The organism is Paraburkholderia steynii (assembly GCF_900100565.1).
GTDB lineage: Bacteria > Pseudomonadota > Gammaproteobacteria > Burkholderiales > Burkholderiaceae > Paraburkholderia > Paraburkholderia terrae.
In genome coordinates this window covers 143,434-160,808 of the sequence record NZ_FNDI01000024.1, presented here as the reverse complement: position 1 = coordinate 160,808, position 17,375 = coordinate 143,434, and the positions used below count along the sequence as shown (strand labels likewise).

Annotated in this window: 17 protein-coding genes; 8 read left to right on the top strand and 9 right to left on the bottom strand. The window is 61.3% G+C overall.

What is annotated here, in order from left to right; genetic code table 11:
- Positions 1-414 precede the first annotated feature (414 nt).
- Genes BLT65_RS33700 through BLT65_RS33685 form a run of 4 tightly spaced genes read right to left on the bottom strand, consistent with a single transcriptional unit; the run spans position 415 to position 3,742 of the window.
- Positions 415-1,179, bottom strand: a complete 765-nt coding sequence (locus BLT65_RS33700; RefSeq protein WP_007746268.1) for a phosphocholine cytidylyltransferase family protein — start codon at positions 1,177-1,179, stop codon at positions 415-417.
- Between the two features lie 21 nt (positions 1,180-1,200).
- Positions 1,201-2,205, bottom strand: coding sequence for a flippase-like domain-containing protein (locus tag BLT65_RS33695; protein ID WP_091786377.1), 1,005 nt, complete (start codon positions 2,203-2,205; stop codon positions 1,201-1,203).
- Positions 2,202-3,056: a HalD/BesD family halogenase gene (locus tag BLT65_RS33690; protein ID WP_091786374.1), complete on the bottom strand. Its 855-nt coding sequence runs from the start codon at positions 3,054-3,056 to the stop codon at positions 2,202-2,204. The genes BLT65_RS33695 and BLT65_RS33690 overlap by 4 nt, the downstream gene beginning before the upstream one ends.
- A complete protein-coding gene (locus BLT65_RS33685) occupies positions 3,056-3,742 on the bottom strand; it encodes a CDP-alcohol phosphatidyltransferase family protein (RefSeq protein WP_091786371.1) in 687 nt (228 codons plus the stop codon). Before BLT65_RS33685 ends, BLT65_RS33690 begins: the two co-directional genes overlap by 1 nt.
- 252 nt (positions 3,743-3,994) lie before the next feature.
- On the opposite strand from BLT65_RS33685, the gene BLT65_RS33680 reads away from it, so the two are divergent.
- Both BLT65_RS33680 and BLT65_RS33675 read left to right on the top strand, forming a co-directional pair.
- Positions 3,995-4,432, top strand: a complete 438-nt coding sequence (locus tag BLT65_RS33680; protein ID WP_208545845.1) for a hypothetical protein — start codon at positions 3,995-3,997, stop codon at positions 4,430-4,432.
- A 663-nt stretch (positions 4,433-5,095) separates the two neighbouring features.
- The gene (locus tag BLT65_RS33675; protein WP_042309893.1) at positions 5,096-5,524 is read left to right on the top strand and encodes an HIT family protein; all 429 of its coding nucleotides are present in this window, start codon (positions 5,096-5,098) and stop codon (positions 5,522-5,524) included.
- A gap of 27 nt (positions 5,525-5,551) precedes the next feature.
- On the opposite strand, the gene BLT65_RS33670 is transcribed toward BLT65_RS33675, so the two are convergent.
- Positions 5,552-6,055: a hypothetical protein gene (locus tag BLT65_RS33670; protein ID WP_042309895.1), complete on the bottom strand. Its 504-nt coding sequence runs from the start codon at positions 6,053-6,055 to the stop codon at positions 5,552-5,554.
- A 685-nt stretch (positions 6,056-6,740) separates the two neighbouring features.
- Between BLT65_RS33670 and BLT65_RS33665 the strand changes: the two genes are divergently transcribed.
- From BLT65_RS33665 to BLT65_RS33645, 5 genes are all read left to right on the top strand, one after another.
- Positions 6,741-7,895, top strand: a complete 1,155-nt coding sequence (locus BLT65_RS33665; protein WP_091786367.1) for a porin — start codon at positions 6,741-6,743, stop codon at positions 7,893-7,895.
- 286 nt (positions 7,896-8,181) lie between these two features.
- On the top strand, positions 8,182-8,604 hold the full coding sequence (locus tag BLT65_RS33660; protein WP_091786364.1) for a YfiM family lipoprotein: 423 nt from the start codon (positions 8,182-8,184) through the stop codon (positions 8,602-8,604).
- 232 nt (positions 8,605-8,836) lie between these two features.
- Positions 8,837-9,175 carry a sugar ABC transporter ATPase gene (locus BLT65_RS33655; protein ID WP_091786361.1) on the top strand — a complete coding sequence of 113 codons (339 nt, stop codon included), beginning with the start codon at positions 8,837-8,839 and terminating at the stop codon, positions 9,173-9,175.
- Between the two features lie 129 nt (positions 9,176-9,304).
- Positions 9,305-9,814, top strand: a complete 510-nt coding sequence (locus BLT65_RS33650; RefSeq protein ID WP_091786358.1) for a metal-dependent hydrolase — start codon at positions 9,305-9,307, stop codon at positions 9,812-9,814.
- 199 nt (positions 9,815-10,013) lie between these two features.
- Positions 10,014-11,603 carry an alanine/glycine:cation symporter family protein gene (locus BLT65_RS33645; RefSeq protein WP_091786355.1) on the top strand — a complete coding sequence of 530 codons (1,590 nt, stop codon included), beginning with the start codon at positions 10,014-10,016 and terminating at the stop codon, positions 11,601-11,603.
- 13 nt (positions 11,604-11,616) lie between these two features.
- On the opposite strand, the gene BLT65_RS33640 is transcribed toward BLT65_RS33645, so the two are convergent.
- The 3 genes from BLT65_RS33640 to BLT65_RS33630 all read right to left on the bottom strand — a co-directional run bounded on the left by BLT65_RS33640 (position 11,617) and on the right by BLT65_RS33630 (position 14,735).
- Positions 11,617-12,789: an NAD(P)/FAD-dependent oxidoreductase gene (locus BLT65_RS33640; protein WP_091786352.1), complete on the bottom strand. Its 1,173-nt coding sequence runs from the start codon at positions 12,787-12,789 to the stop codon at positions 11,617-11,619.
- 129 nt (positions 12,790-12,918) lie between these two features.
- Complete coding sequence (gene amaB, locus BLT65_RS33635; protein WP_091786349.1) at positions 12,919-14,418, bottom strand: L-piperidine-6-carboxylate dehydrogenase; 1,500 nt, start codon at positions 14,416-14,418, stop codon at positions 12,919-12,921.
- A gap of 62 nt (positions 14,419-14,480) precedes the next feature.
- Positions 14,481-14,735 carry a hypothetical protein gene (locus tag BLT65_RS33630; protein WP_091786347.1) on the bottom strand — a complete coding sequence of 85 codons (255 nt, stop codon included), beginning with the start codon at positions 14,733-14,735 and terminating at the stop codon, positions 14,481-14,483.
- Positions 14,736-14,743: 8 nt separating this feature from the next.
- Between BLT65_RS33630 and BLT65_RS33625 the strand changes: the two genes are divergently transcribed.
- Positions 14,744-15,373, top strand: coding sequence for a helix-turn-helix domain-containing protein (locus tag BLT65_RS33625; protein WP_042309912.1), 630 nt, complete (start codon positions 14,744-14,746; stop codon positions 15,371-15,373).
- Positions 15,374-16,194: 821 nt separating this feature from the next.
- Here BLT65_RS33625 and BLT65_RS33620 read toward each other — a convergent pair.
- Positions 16,195-17,322 (bottom strand): 4-hydroxyphenylpyruvate dioxygenase family protein, encoded by a 1,128-nt coding sequence (locus BLT65_RS33620; RefSeq protein ID WP_091786395.1) that lies wholly within the window; start codon positions 17,320-17,322, stop codon positions 16,195-16,197.
- Positions 17,323-17,375 lie beyond the last annotated feature (53 nt).

Sequence of the window (17,375 nt, the reverse complement as noted above, 5' to 3'; positions counted from 1 at the left end):
CTCGCATGCCTCACTTCGGACCGATAGCGCAGGCGTCCCACCCTGTAAGAGCGCAACCCTGTACGACGCGACAGCCTACACACAGTTTGCCACCTGGGCGGCACATACCATTCGCTGCCGCTGGCCTTTGTACGGGAGTTTGAAGCAGGTGAGGCGTTTATTCGAAGAGTTGGCAACACGCGCCAACAGAGACGTTGCCGTGTGAAGCGTAAGACCCTTTGGGGGCCCTCAGGCAATGAGAAATGTTGGCGGTGTTAGCCGCTTTCTTTTGCCTACTTTTCTTTGCGGCGGCAAAGAAAAGTAGGTGCCGCCCCGCACAGGGGCAACGCGTGAAGCCAGCTAACGTAATCGCGGATGCCAACGCAAAACACAAGCAAACCACCCAGCGTCGCAGACATCAAAAAAACCGAACCCTTACCGCCCAGCCCCCACCATCGGCTGCAGCATAGGAAGAATTTCGGCCGCCGCCCGCTTAACATCATTCGGAAAATCGATCTCGATCCACGGCGCGCCGGTGACATCGGCGGTATCAAACACATGACTCCGCTCAAGCAGCAAATCCCGCACAGCCTCTTCATGAGGCATATTCGCGCGCCCGCTATCAACATATCCCGCAACGATCTCGGCAAATCGCTTTGCCGTCTCTTCACGCAGACGGAAGAACCCAACCGACTCACCAATCGTGTCGTACTCAAGCCCAACAGCCAGTTGCTTGCGCAACTCAACCGGCACGCCATCCTTCAGACACAACTTGACGGGCTCATCGCCAGCCTCAAAATCACGATCGATCAACAAGCGATTAGCATGCTCGCCGGCAACGAGGGCGCTCAAGATACGCTCGTCATACAGCACATCAGCGTCCATCAGCAGCACGTCGCCGCCGCTCGTCATCGCATCCGCAACGGTATGCACCGTCAGCACACTGCCAAGATCGAAACGCGGGTTCAACCTGATCTCGACCTTGTGCGGCCACTCGATCCGCTCCAGTTCGGCTTCGACCAGTTCCGGCTGAAAGCCAAGCGCCAGCACGACGTCAGTGACGCCCGCAGCATCGAGCATCTGCAAATGACGCTCAAGCAAGGTCACGCCGTCGAAACGCAGCAGGCATTTGGGAAACTGTTCTCCAACAGGTTGCTGGAGACGCAGGCCAAGACCTGCAGCAAGAATGATGGCGCGCATTCGCGGTCCTTTCTAAAAAAATCAATCGACAGCAGGCAGACGCGAATCGCGCCGCCGCTGCCAGCTACGTTCGCTGAAATGCAGATAAAGCAGGCCCGGCAGACCCAGCAGCAACTCGCGCGCACGCTTCACCAGCGACAACGCCAACGCCGCCTCGGGCGGCAGGCCGACGAGCGGCGCGAGCAGCAGATAACCGCCTTCCTGGATGCCAAGCGAGCCGGGAATCGCGAAAGCCGCGCCGCGTATCGCCTGGCCCAGACTTTCGAGCAGCAACGCATCGACCCAACCAACGGGATGGCCGAGGAAGCGCAGCGCCAGCCACACTTCCACCGTACCGATGATCCAGCCCGCAAGGCTCAGTGCGAAGCTCGCCGCAACCTTGCCGCGCTGGTCGTACAGTTCGCGTACGGCGACATCGACGGCATCGGCGCGCGTGGTCAACGCCGACCAGTCGCGCTTGCCGAATACCTTCGACACGACGCGCAGCGCCTTGCCGAACAGGCCGCGCCGCTGCGCCATATAGAAGCCGACGATCATCGCCGCCAATACGCCCGTCGCGATCAGCGCCGCCGTCTGCAAGTCCTGCATCGCGCCGTGCGCAGCCGACGCGCCGAACAGCAGCAAGCCGAGCATCGCGAAAACGATCTGCGCAAGCGCCTGCAACGTGGTGCTGACGGTGATCGCGGCCGCGGCGTCGCGCATGCGCAACCCGCGTTGCGACAACTGGCGCACCATCATCACAGGCCCGCCGATCTGACCAGCCGGCAACAGGCTGTTCACCGATTCGCCGATCCAGCGCGCGAACACCGCATCGAGTTCGGTGACTTCCTTGCGGCGCCTGTCGAACATCACGGAGATTGCGCCCGCATCGAGCACGAGCGGCAGCAGATGGAACGCTGCGACGACTGCAAGACCCCAGCCGGCCGCCATCAGCGTCGAGACGACCGAGCCGAAGCCCTGCCATGCGAGCAGCGCGACGAACAGCCCGCCGCCGATCGTCAGCAGGATTACGGCGGCACGCGTCACGCGCCTTCTCCTTTGGCGTTACGGCGCGCGAACTGGCTGAACACCTGACGGAAGCCGAAGTACGCAATCGCGTCCTTCAGATTCGAGATCACGCGGCGCCACGGGCGCATGTTCGGATCGGTGACGTACTCGAACGTCAGCGAGACGCGCATTTCGTTTTCGAGCGCAGGCGTGATGCGGTGGCGCAGCTTGTCGCCGTCGAAGAACACGAGACCGCCCGGCGGGATCTGCACCGAGCCCGGCAGGTCCGCCTTGTTCGGGTCGCGCGTGTGCAGCTCGTAATCGAGACGGCACGACGATTCGTCGATCACGCCGAGCAGCAGCGTATAGCGCCGGCCGTCGTAGTAAGACGTGTCGTAGTGCCAGCCGATATGATCGCCCGGCTTCGTGTAGTAGTAGAGCGCGTACGCGTGCGGATCGTCGGCCGGCGACAGCAGCAGCTTGTCGCCCGTCAGGTGCTCGAGGAAGCCGATCAGCTCTTTCGAGCGATACAACTGCGCGATGAACGGCGCCAGGCGATCGATCGTATGGCGGCTGACGCTGCCGCCCTGCTTGTGTCCCGGCAGATAGTTGCGGTTCACTTCGGGCAGCAGCCCGCGTGCCGCGGCGACCAGTTGCGCCGTGACTTCAGGCGCGAGGAAATCTTCGAGGTACAGAAACGCGCTCTGGTCGTCGAAGTCCTTGCGCAGTTGCGCATTGTCGAACGTGCGGACGCGGCTCGCGACAGCGCGATCCGCATCGGGCACGCCGCTCGAAGCAGCAGCCCCAGAAACGGCAGAAGCCGGCGCGAGGCCGGCAGCGGGTTCCATCGGGTTGGTTGCAATCAGGTTTTCTTCTGCGGGCACACTCATCAACTCACCAACGCTTGACTGTCTTTTTGCGCCGGGCGAGCACGGCGCACGACGCGCCGGTAATCGATCACCACGTACGCAGCAAATAACGGCGCGCCGATCGACGCAGCCACGAGAAACGGTGCGACGCCGCCCGTCAGCGTGACGAGCGGCAGCAGATAAAGCACATCCTCGGTTTCGAAGCCGCCGACGGACGCCTGCTTCGTACCCATCTTGCCCGCCATTTCCTCGATGCGCATGCGCAGGAAGAAAATCAGCGCAACCGCGATGCCCGCGATCGTACCAAGCAGGAACGGCGGCACGGCCAGCCCGATCAGATTGCCGACCTGCGCCGACGTCATGCCGTAGCCCATGCCGCCGAACAGCAGCACCGTCACGAGCGCGTCGCATGCAAGGTCGTAAAAATGACCGATGCGGCTCGTCTTGCCGCTGACGCGTGCAAGCTCGCCATCAGTGTGATCGACGAAGTTGGACAGCACGATCAGAAACGCGCCGACGTTGGTCCACGCGAATCCGCCGCGCGCCAACGCCAGGCCGCCTGCGAGACCGATCAGCAGGCGCACGGTCGTCAGGTGATTGGGCGTAACGGGCGTATCGACGAGCGGCATGATGAGCCGCCGGGCAAGCCGGGCGTCCCACATTCTGGGCGGCGGAACGTCCCGGGGAGGGTGTGATTGCGAAGTCATAACCCGGAAATATATACGGGATCGCGTTTTCTTGCCTTAGTCGCGCACAATTCTGTTGCTTTTCAAAGACCTACTCGTACACGCCCTGACAGCAGGTTTTTCCGAACGCAGGTAGAGTGCCTGCCGGTCGCGCCGATGTTACCGGGTCTTTCTAACCATTTTCGCGGCCCGTTTGTCGTCGAACGTCGCGGTACGCCGCGCATTTTTTTGCTTCTCTGTCCGTCCGCGCTCATGCGGATGTTCTTCAAAAACATGAAACAGCTTTTTGTCCGCTCTGCCCTCATCGCCATGCTGCTTTCGGTGCTGCCGCTCGCCGCGCGCGCCGCATCGCTCGATTCCGCGCTCGCGTGCGACCAATCGGCGCACAAGTTCATCGCCGATCTCGCCGCGCAACAGCTGATCGATCCGAAACCGATGCGCGTCGAAAGCAATTCGATCAACGCGTTCCGCCCGGTGCGCAGCGCGAGTCTGGATGCGTATGGTTTCAGCGTGTTCGCTGTGGTCGGTTATGAACAGGACGATCCGATCTTTCGCGCCGGCAGCGGCGAGCCGCTCGCGAAGTCGGCGTATGGCGCAGTCGTCTGGGGCAGCGACGAAAAGGTTCAGACGGCCGTCACCGCTGCGGGGAGCACCGCCATTGTTCATCGTGTCGCGCCTCATGTGACGGCGATTTTCTGCAAGCGCAGTTGAGCGCCTTCGTTAAGGCCGACGCACACACGCTAGTTATCAACACTTTTCGTGGGTAAGCCTGTGAGTATCCTGCGCACGACCGCGCCAAGTCATTGATGTGGCTCGGAATGTGTGTAGTGCATGCGAGGGCGCTCACATTCGCGGATCGATGGCTTTTGACGCGCGCGAGCCTGTGTTCTTGTCCACAGTTTTTGGTGACAAGCCTGTGAGTAACCTGAGCAATACCGACGCAAGTCATTGACGCAACTCAGATTGCGCTCGATGCATCTACGTCGCGTCGCTCGTACGCGCTTCTCCGACGCGCGGACACGGCCCAAGGTTGTCCACAGTTTTTGTTCACAAGCCTGTGAGTATCCTGCGCACCAGATCGGCAAGTGCTTGATACAACTCGACTTAACCGCGTTGCATGTAACAGGCAAACGCGCGAGCGCGGCGAACCGCATCCTGCTTGTCCACAGATTTTCGTGACAAGGATGTGGACAAGCTGAGCACACCACACGCAAGTGCTTGCCACGAAAGGAAGTTCGACTCGCGTTGCCGATCGATGCACCGACACTCGCGCGTGCGCGGCACATCGCTTGAAAGCGCGTCGGCTAAAATCCTCGGACCATTCATGCACGGCCTTCGACGCAAGGCCAATGCGCCTGACCACCGGAGCCTCTCATGCCCTACGATCAGCAGAACCCGTTTGCCCGCATCCTGCGTGACGAATTGCCGTCTATCCGCATCTATGAGGACGAGCACACCGTTGCGATGATGGACATCATGCCGCAGGCCGAAGGCCACGTGCTGGTTCTGCCGAAAGAGCCCGCCGCCGAGCTGTTCGAATTGTCGGAAGACGCGGCGGCCGCCGCGATCCGCACCGCACGCAAGGTTGCGATTGCCGTGAAGGCCGCGCTCAACCCGCCGGGAATGATGATCGCGCAACTGAACGGCGCGGCGTCCGGCCAGACCGTGCCGCACGTGCATTTTCACGTGATTCCGCGCCACGACGGCATTCCGTTGAAGATTCACGCCGCCGAGCGCGCCGATCTCGACGAACTGCGCGCGCTGGCGGAGCGCATCAAGACGGAACTTAACAAGCCCGCCTGAGCCGCTAACTGTAGGGTATAAGCCGCGTCAGCCCGGCCGACGAAACTCGTTCTCGACCCACGACGCCGCGCTCGCCCTGCTGAGCTTGAAGTTCGGCGCGACCTTCACTTGCGCGAGTTGCTCGCCGAAGGAATCGAACGCGGTGAGCATTGCATAGGGATCGTCCTCGTCGGGGACGATATCGAGCGTGATTTCGATGGTGGCGTCGCCGGACTCCACTGCCATCCGCTTATGCAACTGCGCGTGCAGTTGCTGTTCATGCCGGCGCAGCACTTCCGAAGCCGTCTTCACGAGCGTGTTGAATGCGCCCGTGTCCAGCGGCTTCGGATTCTTCTTGTCGCGGCCCATCGTCCACGGGCCCACCAGCGCGGGCTCGGCCTCGCCGTCCTTGATCATCTCGACAGCCCAGCCGTCGTCGTCTTCGTTCTTTTTGACGCGTGCGGTCCAGCCGTTGTCGCGCCACAGACGGTCTTCATGCAGGGCTTCGGACGCGTTGTCGGCGTCGGGTTCGGTGAGAGGCGTATCGGTCATTGCAGAGAGGGTTCGGGTTCGTCGGGCGCCGCACAGAGCCTGCGGCGCGAAACCTCCATTTTACCCGGGCGCGCCGCCACAAAATCGGGCAGACGCACGCCTATAACCAATGGCCAACAAAAGATGGCTTATCGTGCGAATATGAAAAAGTTCAATCTAATTAGATATCGATTTACGAAATAATCTATTGATCGCTATTTCATCGAACTGTTTTGCCTTGATTAAAGGCAAAAAAAAGCGGCCCGAAGGCCGCATAAAAACAGATGAAAAAGACAACCCTTGGTCAAGGGGTAAGCCGAATTGTATAAGCAGCATCCGGCGTCGACGAGACCGTTAGATGGAAGAGTACCTTTCCAAAAATCGCACTAATCGAGGCTTGCAAAAGCCCGCGGAAACGGTTTTCAACGGGTTAACCCGGCTGACTTCTGGCTGTCACCGTCGCGCTACTGCAACAATGCGACAATTGACAACACCTCACCCGGCCCGCGTCGATTTCAAAAAAACCTTTAAAACCAAAATACTTAGCGACGTTAATCCGTCTATTCCGTTTTTCGGAAAGCATTGTTGCGCGAGATGAAAGTAAGCCGGCGAGTATCGGTAATACACTTCGCTCCGGATCGACGGCACGCATTGCAGCGCGTGTTCCGTATTACGGTCTCCACGCAAAGTCTCGGAGTAATAAAGCATGAAAAAAACCCTTATCGTCGCGGGCATTCTCGGCGCCACCGCAGCAACGGCCCACGCGCAAAGCAGCGTTACCCTGTACGGCACGCTGGACGCAGGCCTCATCTACACGAACAACCAGGCTGGCCACAGCAACTGGCAACAAGGCAGCGGCTCGGTTTCGGACACGTACTTCGGCCTGCGCGGCAGCGAAGACCTCGGTAACGGCCTGCACGCCATCTTCACGTTGGAAAGCGGCTTCAACCTGAACAACGGCAGCCTCAAGGAAAACAACACGTTGTTCAACCGTCAGGCGTACGTCGGTCTGCAAAGCAACCAGTACGGCACGGTGACCCTCGGCCGTCAGTATGACTCGATGGTCGACTACCTCGCGCCGCTGTCGGCAGCGGGTTCGGGCTTCGGCAACAACCTGGCCGGCCACCCGTTCGACAACGACAACCTCGACAACTCGTTCTCGGTCAAGAACTCGGTCAAGTACGCGAGCCCGAACTTCGCAGGTCTGCAGTTCGGCGGCCTGTATGGCTTCTCGAACGAAGCTAACGGCTTCGCTGACAACCGGGCATGGAGCGCGGGCGCTTCGTATAAGAACGGTCCGCTGAACGTCGCAGCCGCTTACCTGCAACTGAACAACTCGGGCAGCAACAACACGAACGGCGCGATCTCGGCAGGTGCGGGCGGCGCAGCGCAACTGGCAGCGCAAACGCAACGCACGTACGGCGTCGGCGCGAACTACACGTACGGCCCGGCGACCGTCGGCCTTGTGTACACGCACTCGCAACTGGACAACCTGCAGAGCGCGAATGTCGGTGGCACGTTCATCAACGGCATCTCGGGCACGAACCTGCACCTGGACAACTATGAAGTCAACGGCCGCTACGCGCTGACGCCGGCACTGAGCCTGGCAGCTGCGTACACGTTCACGGACGGCAAGGTTTCGGGTTCGAACGGCGACGGCTCGCCGAAGTGGCACACGGTTTCGCTGCAAGGCGACTACTCGTTGAGCAAGCGCACCGACGTGTACCTGGAAGGCGTGTACCAGCACGCTTCGGGCGAACTCGGCAACTTCGGTGCGAACGTCGCAGCGATCAACACGCTGACGCCGTCGTCGACGCAAAACCAGACGGCTGTGGCTGTCGGCCTGCGTCACCGCTTCTAAGCTCGCTTCCAAGCTCTATAGCGACGACGCCACAGGCGGCCGGATCGGATGACGATCCGCACCGGCTGCCGGTGTCTTCCGTGAAAAACGCGCGCGTGCTGTCTGACGCGCGCGTTTTCTTATGCTCGCTGCGCGCACGCGATCGCGCACGTACGCGTCCTGACACATTCGTTGACACTTTTCCTTCGGTTTACTAATGATTTGATTCTGTCTGTCGTTAAATGCTTAAACGCGCCAGAAATTTCTGACAGAACGAGCGCGACTCAATAAAAAAATCGGAGAGCATATGACGACGACGATCAAACAGGCGAGCATCCTCGCCCTGATGCTGGCGGCCAGTTCGGCCGCGCACGCGACACTCGATTGCAGCGGCTCGCGTGGCGGCTGGCGAGTGCAGTCTTCGGATAGCTGGACAGGCAGTGACAAGCTCACCCACTTCGCCGTATCGGCGCCATTCGGGGCGCTGGGCGCGTACCTCGCGCGCGACACGCAACATCCCGTCGTCTACGGGACGTTGATCGGCACCGTGCCGGGTCTCGCGAAGGAAGTGTTCGACGGCACCTGCCGCACCGATGGTTTCTCCTACAAGGACCTTGCAGCCGACGCGCTCGGTGCGCTGACGGGCGCGGCGCTGGCGCACTGGGCGATCATGTACCAGCGCACGGCGCGCGGCACGACGCTCGGACTCGCGTACAGGAATCGCTTCTAGACGACGCACCTCATGATCCACGATCCGCTTCGAATTAATTTCTAACACGATACGCATGCGCATCCCGCTTGCGTCGGTATACTCCGGCCAAAGCCGTGTTTGCAGTTGTTCACATTTCATTCGAAGTTCAATCACCGAATGAGCGTGGCGACGCAAAGCGGTTTCGTCGCGAAGCCTTGCGCTTCGCTTGCGCCCACGTACCCCGCAGCACGGAGACGCCGACGACACAACCATGAAACGACTCATCCTTCTCGCCCCCATCGCCCTTCTCGCCGCGTGTGGCTCGTCGCACGGCCCCGACGCCAGCGCTTCAACCCAACCGATGGTGTATGCATCGTCGGCGCGGCCCGCGTCGGACATCGCACGTTGCCTCGACAGCCGTCTGTCGCGCGTACACGTATCGAAGAACAACGGCGTGACCGATCTGACCGTTGGCTCATCGTCGAACGGTTCGTACTTCATCACGCTGACGCCTTCGAACGGCGGCTCCGTCATCAAGGTCATACGCGGCTCGGGCGACGATCCGCCCGAAGAGGAAATGCGCTTCGCGATCGCACGTTGCACGACCTGATGTGTAAGTCTTCGTAACGGCGTCACGTACAGCCGTAGCCCGCGCATGTCGCGGGCTATTTTTTTGCCTGGGCTTCTGCAAGAATGGCCGCCCGCGTTTCACCGCGACCTTGATCGTCGCGCGACTTCAATGGCATCGAGCAAGGCACATCACGCGACAGGCTGGGCGGCCGGCGTCATCGCGGCGGCACTGGCCGCGCATCATGGATGGCAAGGTCCATTTCACGTATGGGCGTGGCTCGCGTTCGTGGCGGGCGTCGCGGGCGCGACTGCGCCGGACTGGCTCGAAGTGGCGTGGTGGTCGCGCAGCAAACGTCTGTGGATCACGCATCGCACGGCGACGCATTGGGGACTCGGCTGGCTCGCGGCACTGTTCTTCTCGTGGCACACGATGGCGCATCATCCCGCGGCTGCTGTCGCATTTGGCTTTGCATGCGGTGGGGTGATGCATCTGCTGGCCGACTGGCCGAATCCGCTCGGCGTGCCATGGATTCTTGGTCGTCACTCGTTGAAGCTCTGGAACAGCGGGCATTGCGATCTGATCGTCGTCGCCGCGTCCTGGGTAGGCGCGTGGTTTGTCGTCTCGCATGTCTGGATGCCGGGCGCGGCCCCATTGACGCTGTTAAGACAACTGCTCTAGCCATCCGATCCGCAACAGATCGCTCATCAGAAGCACGTTCGTTGACTCATCGCAAGCGCGTCGGCAGGCGTGCAACAGGTCCGTATAATGGCGACCCGCAACGGCAGCATCACACACTTCGATGCCTGCCGTCCGTCCCTGCATATCCCGAATTCAAAACGCCTGCTCAAGACAGGTCGACGCCTGAGAGGAAAGCCGCGTGGAAAATCTTTTCCAATCCGTGAACGCATTCTTTGCCTTCATTGCACCCATCTCGGATTTCCTCTGGGACTTTCCCACCAACTTCAAAGCCTGGTCGCAAATTCCCGTGCTCGGGCAATTCCCGTTCGCGATCCTGTTGCTGGTCGGCGTCGGCATCCACTTCTCGATCCGCACACGCTTCATCCAGACGATGAACGTCGGCAAGATCGTGCGCATCATGTTGCGCCGGCAGTCGTCGAATACGGGCGTCAGCGCACTCGCGTCGTTCATGCTCGGACTGGCGATGCGCGCGGGGCCGGGCAATATCGTCGGCATCACGGGTGCGATTTCCGTCGGCGGACCGGGCGCGTTGTTCTGGATGTGGGTGGCCGCGTTCTTCGGCATGGCCACGGCCTTCATGGAGTCCACGCTCGCGCAGCTTTTCAAGGAACGCAAGCACGACGAGTTCGTCGGCGGCTTGCCGTTTTATGGGCGCCGGGTACTCGGCGACCGGCGCATCGTCGGCACGTTTCTGTCGCTGGTGTTCATCGTGTATGCGCTGTTCAACGTGCCGCCACAAACCTTCAACGTGTTCACCGCGATCGGCACGATCGCCGATACCGTCACGGGCACGCACCTCGCGCGTCAGTCGACGGTGTACTACGCGATCGCGGCATGCCTGATCGTCGCGTGCTCGTTCATCATCATGGGCGGCATCCGCCGCGTGACCGCATACACCGACGTGCTCGTCCCCATCAAGGCCGCGCTGTTCTGCCTGATGTCGCTGGTCATTATCCTGATCAACCTGCCGCTGATTCCGTACTTCTTTCACGAGGTGATCGTCGGTGCATTCGCGCCGCATGCGCTGTTCGGCGGCGCGATCGGCACTGCGCTTGCGCAAGGCGTCAAGCGCGGGCTGATGTCGAACGAAGCGGGGCAAGGGACGATCACGATGGCAGCCGCTATCGCCGATAACGATCACCCGTGCGAACAGGGCTTCGTGCAAAGTCTCGGCGTGTTTTTCGACACGATGGTCATCTGCACGATGACGGGTTTTATCGTCGTGATGGCACATGTGTGGACGGGCACCGTCGATGGTCAGGCGTGGGAATCGGTGCGCGCGTCGAAGATCACGGTCTATCTGGCTTCAGTGCAGACGCTCGTGCCCGCGTCGGTCGCGCAGGCGGTCAAAATCGTGATGTGCGTGTGCTATGGCCTGTTCGCCTTTACCACGCTGCTAGGGATGATTTCGTTCGCGGAGATCTCGGCGAACTTCATTTCGCGCAGCCGCGCTTTCATCACGGGGATTCGTGTGGTGGGCTCGCTGGTGTTCGTGCCGTTCGGCGCGCTGACCGTGCTGGCCGGACTCGAACTGCCCAATCTATGGGCGCTGTCCGATCTGATGAACATCGTGATGGTGCTGCTCAACGTGCCGATCGTGCTGGTCGGGCAACGCCTCGTCTACAAGGCGCTCGCGCATTATCGCGCGACGCGCGGCGGCCCGTTCGTGTCTGAACAGATCGGCGTGCGCACTGAATACTGGACGGCCGATCAACGCAACGGCATTCGCCAGCAAGCAGAGGCGCAAAAGGAACGCGTCGGCAGCTAACTGGCGGCCTCGCTCACACGACGTTTTTCTCGACGATCGGCCGGTTCTCCAGCACGCGCGCAAAGCCGAGCGAAGAGAGATCGAGCGTCACGTACTGGTTGTGCAGGATGAGTTCGCTGACACCGCGCCCGGTCGCGGGTCCTTGCTGCAACCCGTGGCCGCTGAACCCGTTGGCAAAGATGCAATTGTCGACATCCGGGTGATGTCCAATGATCGCGTTCTGATCCAGCACGTTGTATTCGTAGTAGCCGGACCAGCAATGCTCGACGCGCAGCGCCTCGAATTGCGGCACGCGATGCGCGAGCGTCGGCCAGATCACGTCGTCGAACAATGCGTGATCGACTTCGTCGAGCGGCAGGTCGTCGGGATCGTTGCTGGGCGACGGCGATGTGCCGCAGATATACGACGTGCCTTCGGGACGAAAGTACACGCCCGTCGGATCGATCAGCAACGGAGCGTGTTCAAGCTTCGCTGGCGAGCTGACGTTGAAGATGCTGCGGCGTCGCGCGAACACAGGCAGTTCGATACCCGCCATCGACGCCACCCGCCGTGCCCACGCACCCGCCGCGTTCACGACGACATCGCACGGAAAAGTCTCGCCGCGTGATGTCACGACATGCGTGACGCGCCGCCCTTCGCGATGCAGCGCCGTCACGTCATCGGCGACATAGCGCGCGCCGAGCGCCTGCGCTTTCTTGCGCAAAGCCTGCACGAGCCCGTAACCGTCGAACCAGCCCTCGCCCGTCTCGCCGAATGCGCCCGCGCTCAGGTCGTCGGTGTTGAGCCACGGAAAGCGCGCGGCCAATGTAGGCTTGTCGAGCAACGTGATGTCGGCGCCGAGACGCTGTTGCAGCGCATGATTCTCGCGCAGCGTCGCTTCGCCCGAAGGCGTCGCGAGAAAGAGATAACCGCCTTCGTGCAAGTCGATGGAAGGCTTCGCGCCGTCGATCTCCAGACGCTCGCCAATGGTTCGCAGAAACTCAATGCCGAACAGCGACATCTGAATAGAGAGCGGCGTGGAGAACTGCTGCCGGATCGACGCCGCCGACAACGCCGACGACGAGCGCGCATAAGTCGGATCGCGCTCGATCACGGTGACACTGACCGTCGGGTCCGACAGACGCAAGAAATACGCGATCGAACTGCCGATCACGCCTCCACCGACAACGACGACTTTCGAACTCACAGGCCACTCCAGACGAAGCGGGTCGGCGGGCAACGAATGCCCGCGACAGGTTGGAAACGTTAAGCGGGTTGATCGAAGAAAGCGCGGCGCGTCATGAACTGCAAAGCCCGCACACGCCGCGCCGAAGCATCAGCCGATATTGAAGTCGATGCCTTGCGCCAGCGGCAGCGCCGACGAATAGTTGACGGTGTTCGTCGCGCGCCGCATGTACGCTTTCCACGCGTCCGAGCCGGACTCGCGACCGCCGCCCGTTTCCTTCTCGCCGCCGAACGCGCCGCCGATTTCCGCGCCGCTCGGCCCGATGTTCACGTTTGCGATGCCGCAATCGCTGCCTGAATCCGACGTGAAGCGCTCGGCTTCGCGCAGGTCCGTCGTGAACACGCACGACGACAGCCCGTGATGCGCCGCGTTGTTCGCCGCGATTGCGTCGTTGAAATCCGAGTAACGCAGCACGTAGAGAATCGGCGCGAAGGTCTCCTTCAGCACGACGTCCGTTTGCGACGGCATTTCGACCAGCGCGGGGCGCACGTAGTAGCCGTTTTCATAGCCCTTCACTTCGACGCGTTCGCCGCCGAACACCTTGCCGCCTTCCGCCGCTGCCTGTTGCAGCGATTCCTGCATGCGCGCGAACGACTGCTTGTCGATCAGCGGTCCCATCAGCGTACCCTTTTCGAGCGGATTGCCGATCGGCACCTTTGCATAAAGCTGCTTCAGACGCTCGACCGTTTGCTCGTACACGCTGTCATGCACGAACAGGCGACGCAGCGACGTGCAGCGCTGCCCGGCAGTGCCGACCGCCGAGAACAGGATGCCGCGCAGCGCCAGTTCCTGGTCAGCCGTCTGCGCGACGATGCCCGCGTTATTGCCGCCGAGTTCGAGCAGCGACCGGCCGAAGCGCTTCGCCACTTCGACGCCGACCGTGCGGCCCATTTCCGTGCTGCCCGTCGCGCTGACGATTGACGCACGCGGGTCCGCGACCAGCTTCGCGCCGACATCGCGACCGCCGTTGACGACGGCCGTGAGGCCCGCGGGCGCATCACCGAATTCCTTCAGTGCTTCGTTGAGAATCTGGTTGACGGCAAGCGCCGTCAACGGCGTTTTCTCCGACGGCTTCCAGACCACGGCATTGCCGCACACGAGCGCGAGCGCCGCATTCCACGACCACACGGCTGCCGGGAAATTGAACGCCGAGATCACGACGCAGGTGCCCATGGGGTGCCACGATTCGGCCATCCGGTGGCCGGGGCGCTCCGAAGCGATCGTGAGGCCGTATAGCTGGCGCGACAGGCCGACCGCGAAGTCGCAGATGTCGATCATTTCCTGCACTTCGCCGAGGCCTTCCTGCAGAATCTTGCCCGTCTCCAGCGTGATGATGCTGCCGAGCGCCTGCTTCTTCTCGCGCAGACGCTGGCCGAGCAGGCGGACGAGTTCGCCGCGGCGCGGCGCGGGCACATTGCGCCATTGCTCGAATGCCTGTTTCGCGTTGGCCAGCACTGTATCGACTTGCGCCGCCGACTGGCTGGCCACGCGGCCAATGAGTTCGCCCGTGATGGGCGAATGGACGGCGATGTCGCCCGCTTGCGCTGCGTCTGCAATGCCGAGATCGGCAAGGATGCTCGATGCGTTCATCTGGATTCCCTTGATTTCCGATACGAAACAAAAGTAAGTTCGGAAACTATACACGCCGTCATTTATGGCGACAAGCGGCGTTGCGACATGAACTTGCGCGAACCGGTGAAACGCCGAAATGAGGGGAAAATGAGGGTTTTCCCGAGTTTGTATGCGTGGCGCTTTTCAGCGCGAGGCTTCATCAGGCACACTCTGCGGGTGCGTTTCAGATCGGAAATCCGCTTGCTTCGACTGCGCGCCGCGCCGCCCGCGCGGCGGTCCGCAAACAGGCCGATGTTATGATCGGAAACACTGAAAGCATCACGCTGCATAGTCATTTACGCCCATGGATACCTCGCTCACCAAGTCGCCGGAAAGCTCGACGTCGGACCTCGGCCGCCGCGTGCGCGCCGCGCGGCTCGCGCATGACCTGACGCTCGAAACGGCCAGCCGCCTGTGCGGCGTATCGCGCTCCACGCTGTCGAAGATCGAAAACGGCCTGATGTCGCCGACCTTCGACGTGCTGCAAAAAATCGTCGTGGGTCTGAAGATCGATCTGGGCGAACTGTTCGGCTCGACGCCGAAAGTCAACGCGAGTGGACGGCGCGCGCTTACGCGCAAGGACGCGGGTCAGCGTCACGCGTATCGCGGCTATCAGATGGAACTGCTGGCGACGGACCTCGCGCACAAGGCGATGTTGCCGTTTCGCATCCGCATCACCGCGCACACGCTCGACGCATTCGATGACTGGGGTCGCCATGAGGGCGAAGAGTTTTTGTATGTGATTAGTGGCAGCGTGTGCCTGTATTCGGAGCTTTATGCTCCTACGCATCTGAATGCGGGTGACAGCCTTTACTTCGATAGCCGAACAGGGCATGCCGCCGTCTCGACCAGCGAAGAAGATGCTGAGGTCTTGTGGATGGCGACTAGTGCGGATCTGCCGGTTGCTGGTGGCGGCGGCGCGTCGAAGAAATAGCGGGCTTTTGGTTTTGTGCTGGCGTCTGTGGTTTGCCTCTGCGCTGGCATCCGCGTTTTGTTAGCGTGCTTCAAGCGTCGCCCCTGTGCGGGGCGGCACCTACTTTTCTTTGCCGCCGCAAAGAAAAGTAGGCAAAAGAAAGCGGCTCACACCGCTAATTCTTGTACCTGCCTGAGGGCCCCCAACGGTTCCTACGCTTCACACGGCAACCACGTGACCCACATTCGTTGCCTGCGCTCTTGCCGTGCGCCTCACCCGCTTCACGCTCCGGCATTGCAGTATGCCGTGCCATATAGTCCACCGCCGCCCAGGTGGCAAACTGTGTGTCGGCCCCTTGTGCTCCACACGCCTCACTTCGGACCGCTACGCACGCGTTCCACCCTGTAAGAGCGCTAACGTGTACGTCGCGACAACCTACACACAGTTTGCCACCTGGGCGGCACATACCATTCGCTGCCGCCTGCTCTTGTTCGGGTGTTTGAAGTGGGTGAGGCGGTCATTCGAAGCGTTGGCAACGAACGCGAACAGAACGGCTGCCGTGTGAAGCGTAAGACCCTTTGGGGGCCCTCAGGCAATGAGAGATGTTGGCGGTGTGAGCCGCTTTCTTTTGCCTACTTTTCTTTGCGGCGGCAAAGAAAAGTAGGTGCCGCCCCGCACAGGGGCGACGCTTGAAGCAGGCAAAACAAAACGCGGATGCCAGCGCAAAAGCCAAAACACCGAACGGCAACGCGTGAATCACGCTAACAAATCGCGGATGCCAGCTCATCGACAAGCAAACCACACCGCCTGCGCAGCAAAAACTAAAAACCAAAACCGCCAATTCACCCCACCGACCGCGCCTGCGCAAGCGCGCCGAGATTGCCCTCACCAAAACCATGATGCCCTTTGCGCTGCACGATTTCGAAGAAGATATCGCCTTCACGCCGCCGCACGAACGTCTGAAAGAACAGCAACGGCACACCATCCGCGCCAATCTCCCCATCGACCAGAATCCGGCCGCGCCTCAGGCGCTCGATATCGACCCCATGCCCCGGCAAACGCGTATCGATCTGCTCGTAGTACGCGGGCGGCGGCTCGACCAGCTCGATGCCGTTAGCGAGCAGCTGATCGACGCAGGCAAAGATATCCTCGGTGGCAAGCGCGATGTGCTGCACGCCTTCGCCCGGATGATCGGGCAGATATTCATGCATCAGGCTCGTGCGCCGCGTGCCTTCCTCGTACAGCGGAATGCGGATCGCGCCGCACGGCGACACCATCACGCGCGATTCCGCCGATACATGCCAGTTCGCATGCAGCTCGTGAATCTCACGAAAGTTGAGCAGCTCGCGATAGAAGTCGATCCATTCCTGCATGCGGCCCGCGCCGACCGTTTGCGTCAGATGATCGACGGCGATGAGGCCCGTGCCTGCGTGGCTCAGATCGGCCTGCGCGGTGCTCGGTTCGATGGGGCGAAAGTCGATGTCGAAGATGGAGATGTCGCCGAGGCCGCCCTTCTGGCCGCCGCGTCCGCGCCAGCGGTCGACGAAATAGATATGTGAATCGCCGATGCCCTGAATGGCGGGAATCGTGAGTTCACCTTTACCGATCCGCTCACCTTCGAACGACCACGCGCCGAGTTCCGTCGCGCGGTCATAAGCACGCTGTGCATCGGCGACGCGAATGCCGATCGCGCATATCCCCACGCCATATTCTTCCGCATAGCGCTCGGCGAACGAATCCGGCTCCGCGTTCAGCAGAAAATTCATGTCGGCCTGACGGAACAGCGTCACGTCCTTGCTGATGTGACGCGCAATCGGTTTGAAGCCGAGCTTCACGAAGGTGTCGGCGAGTGTCTGCGGATGGCGCGCGGCAAACTCGACGAACTCGATGCCGGCCGTGCCGAGCGGATTGTGCTCCGGGTCCGCAACGGCCTTGAGCGCGTCGGCAGGGGTCGGCAGGTCGCTGGGCATGTGCATCTCCATGAATCGTGCTGTTTCAACTCGGCAAGCGCGCGGATCGGGGC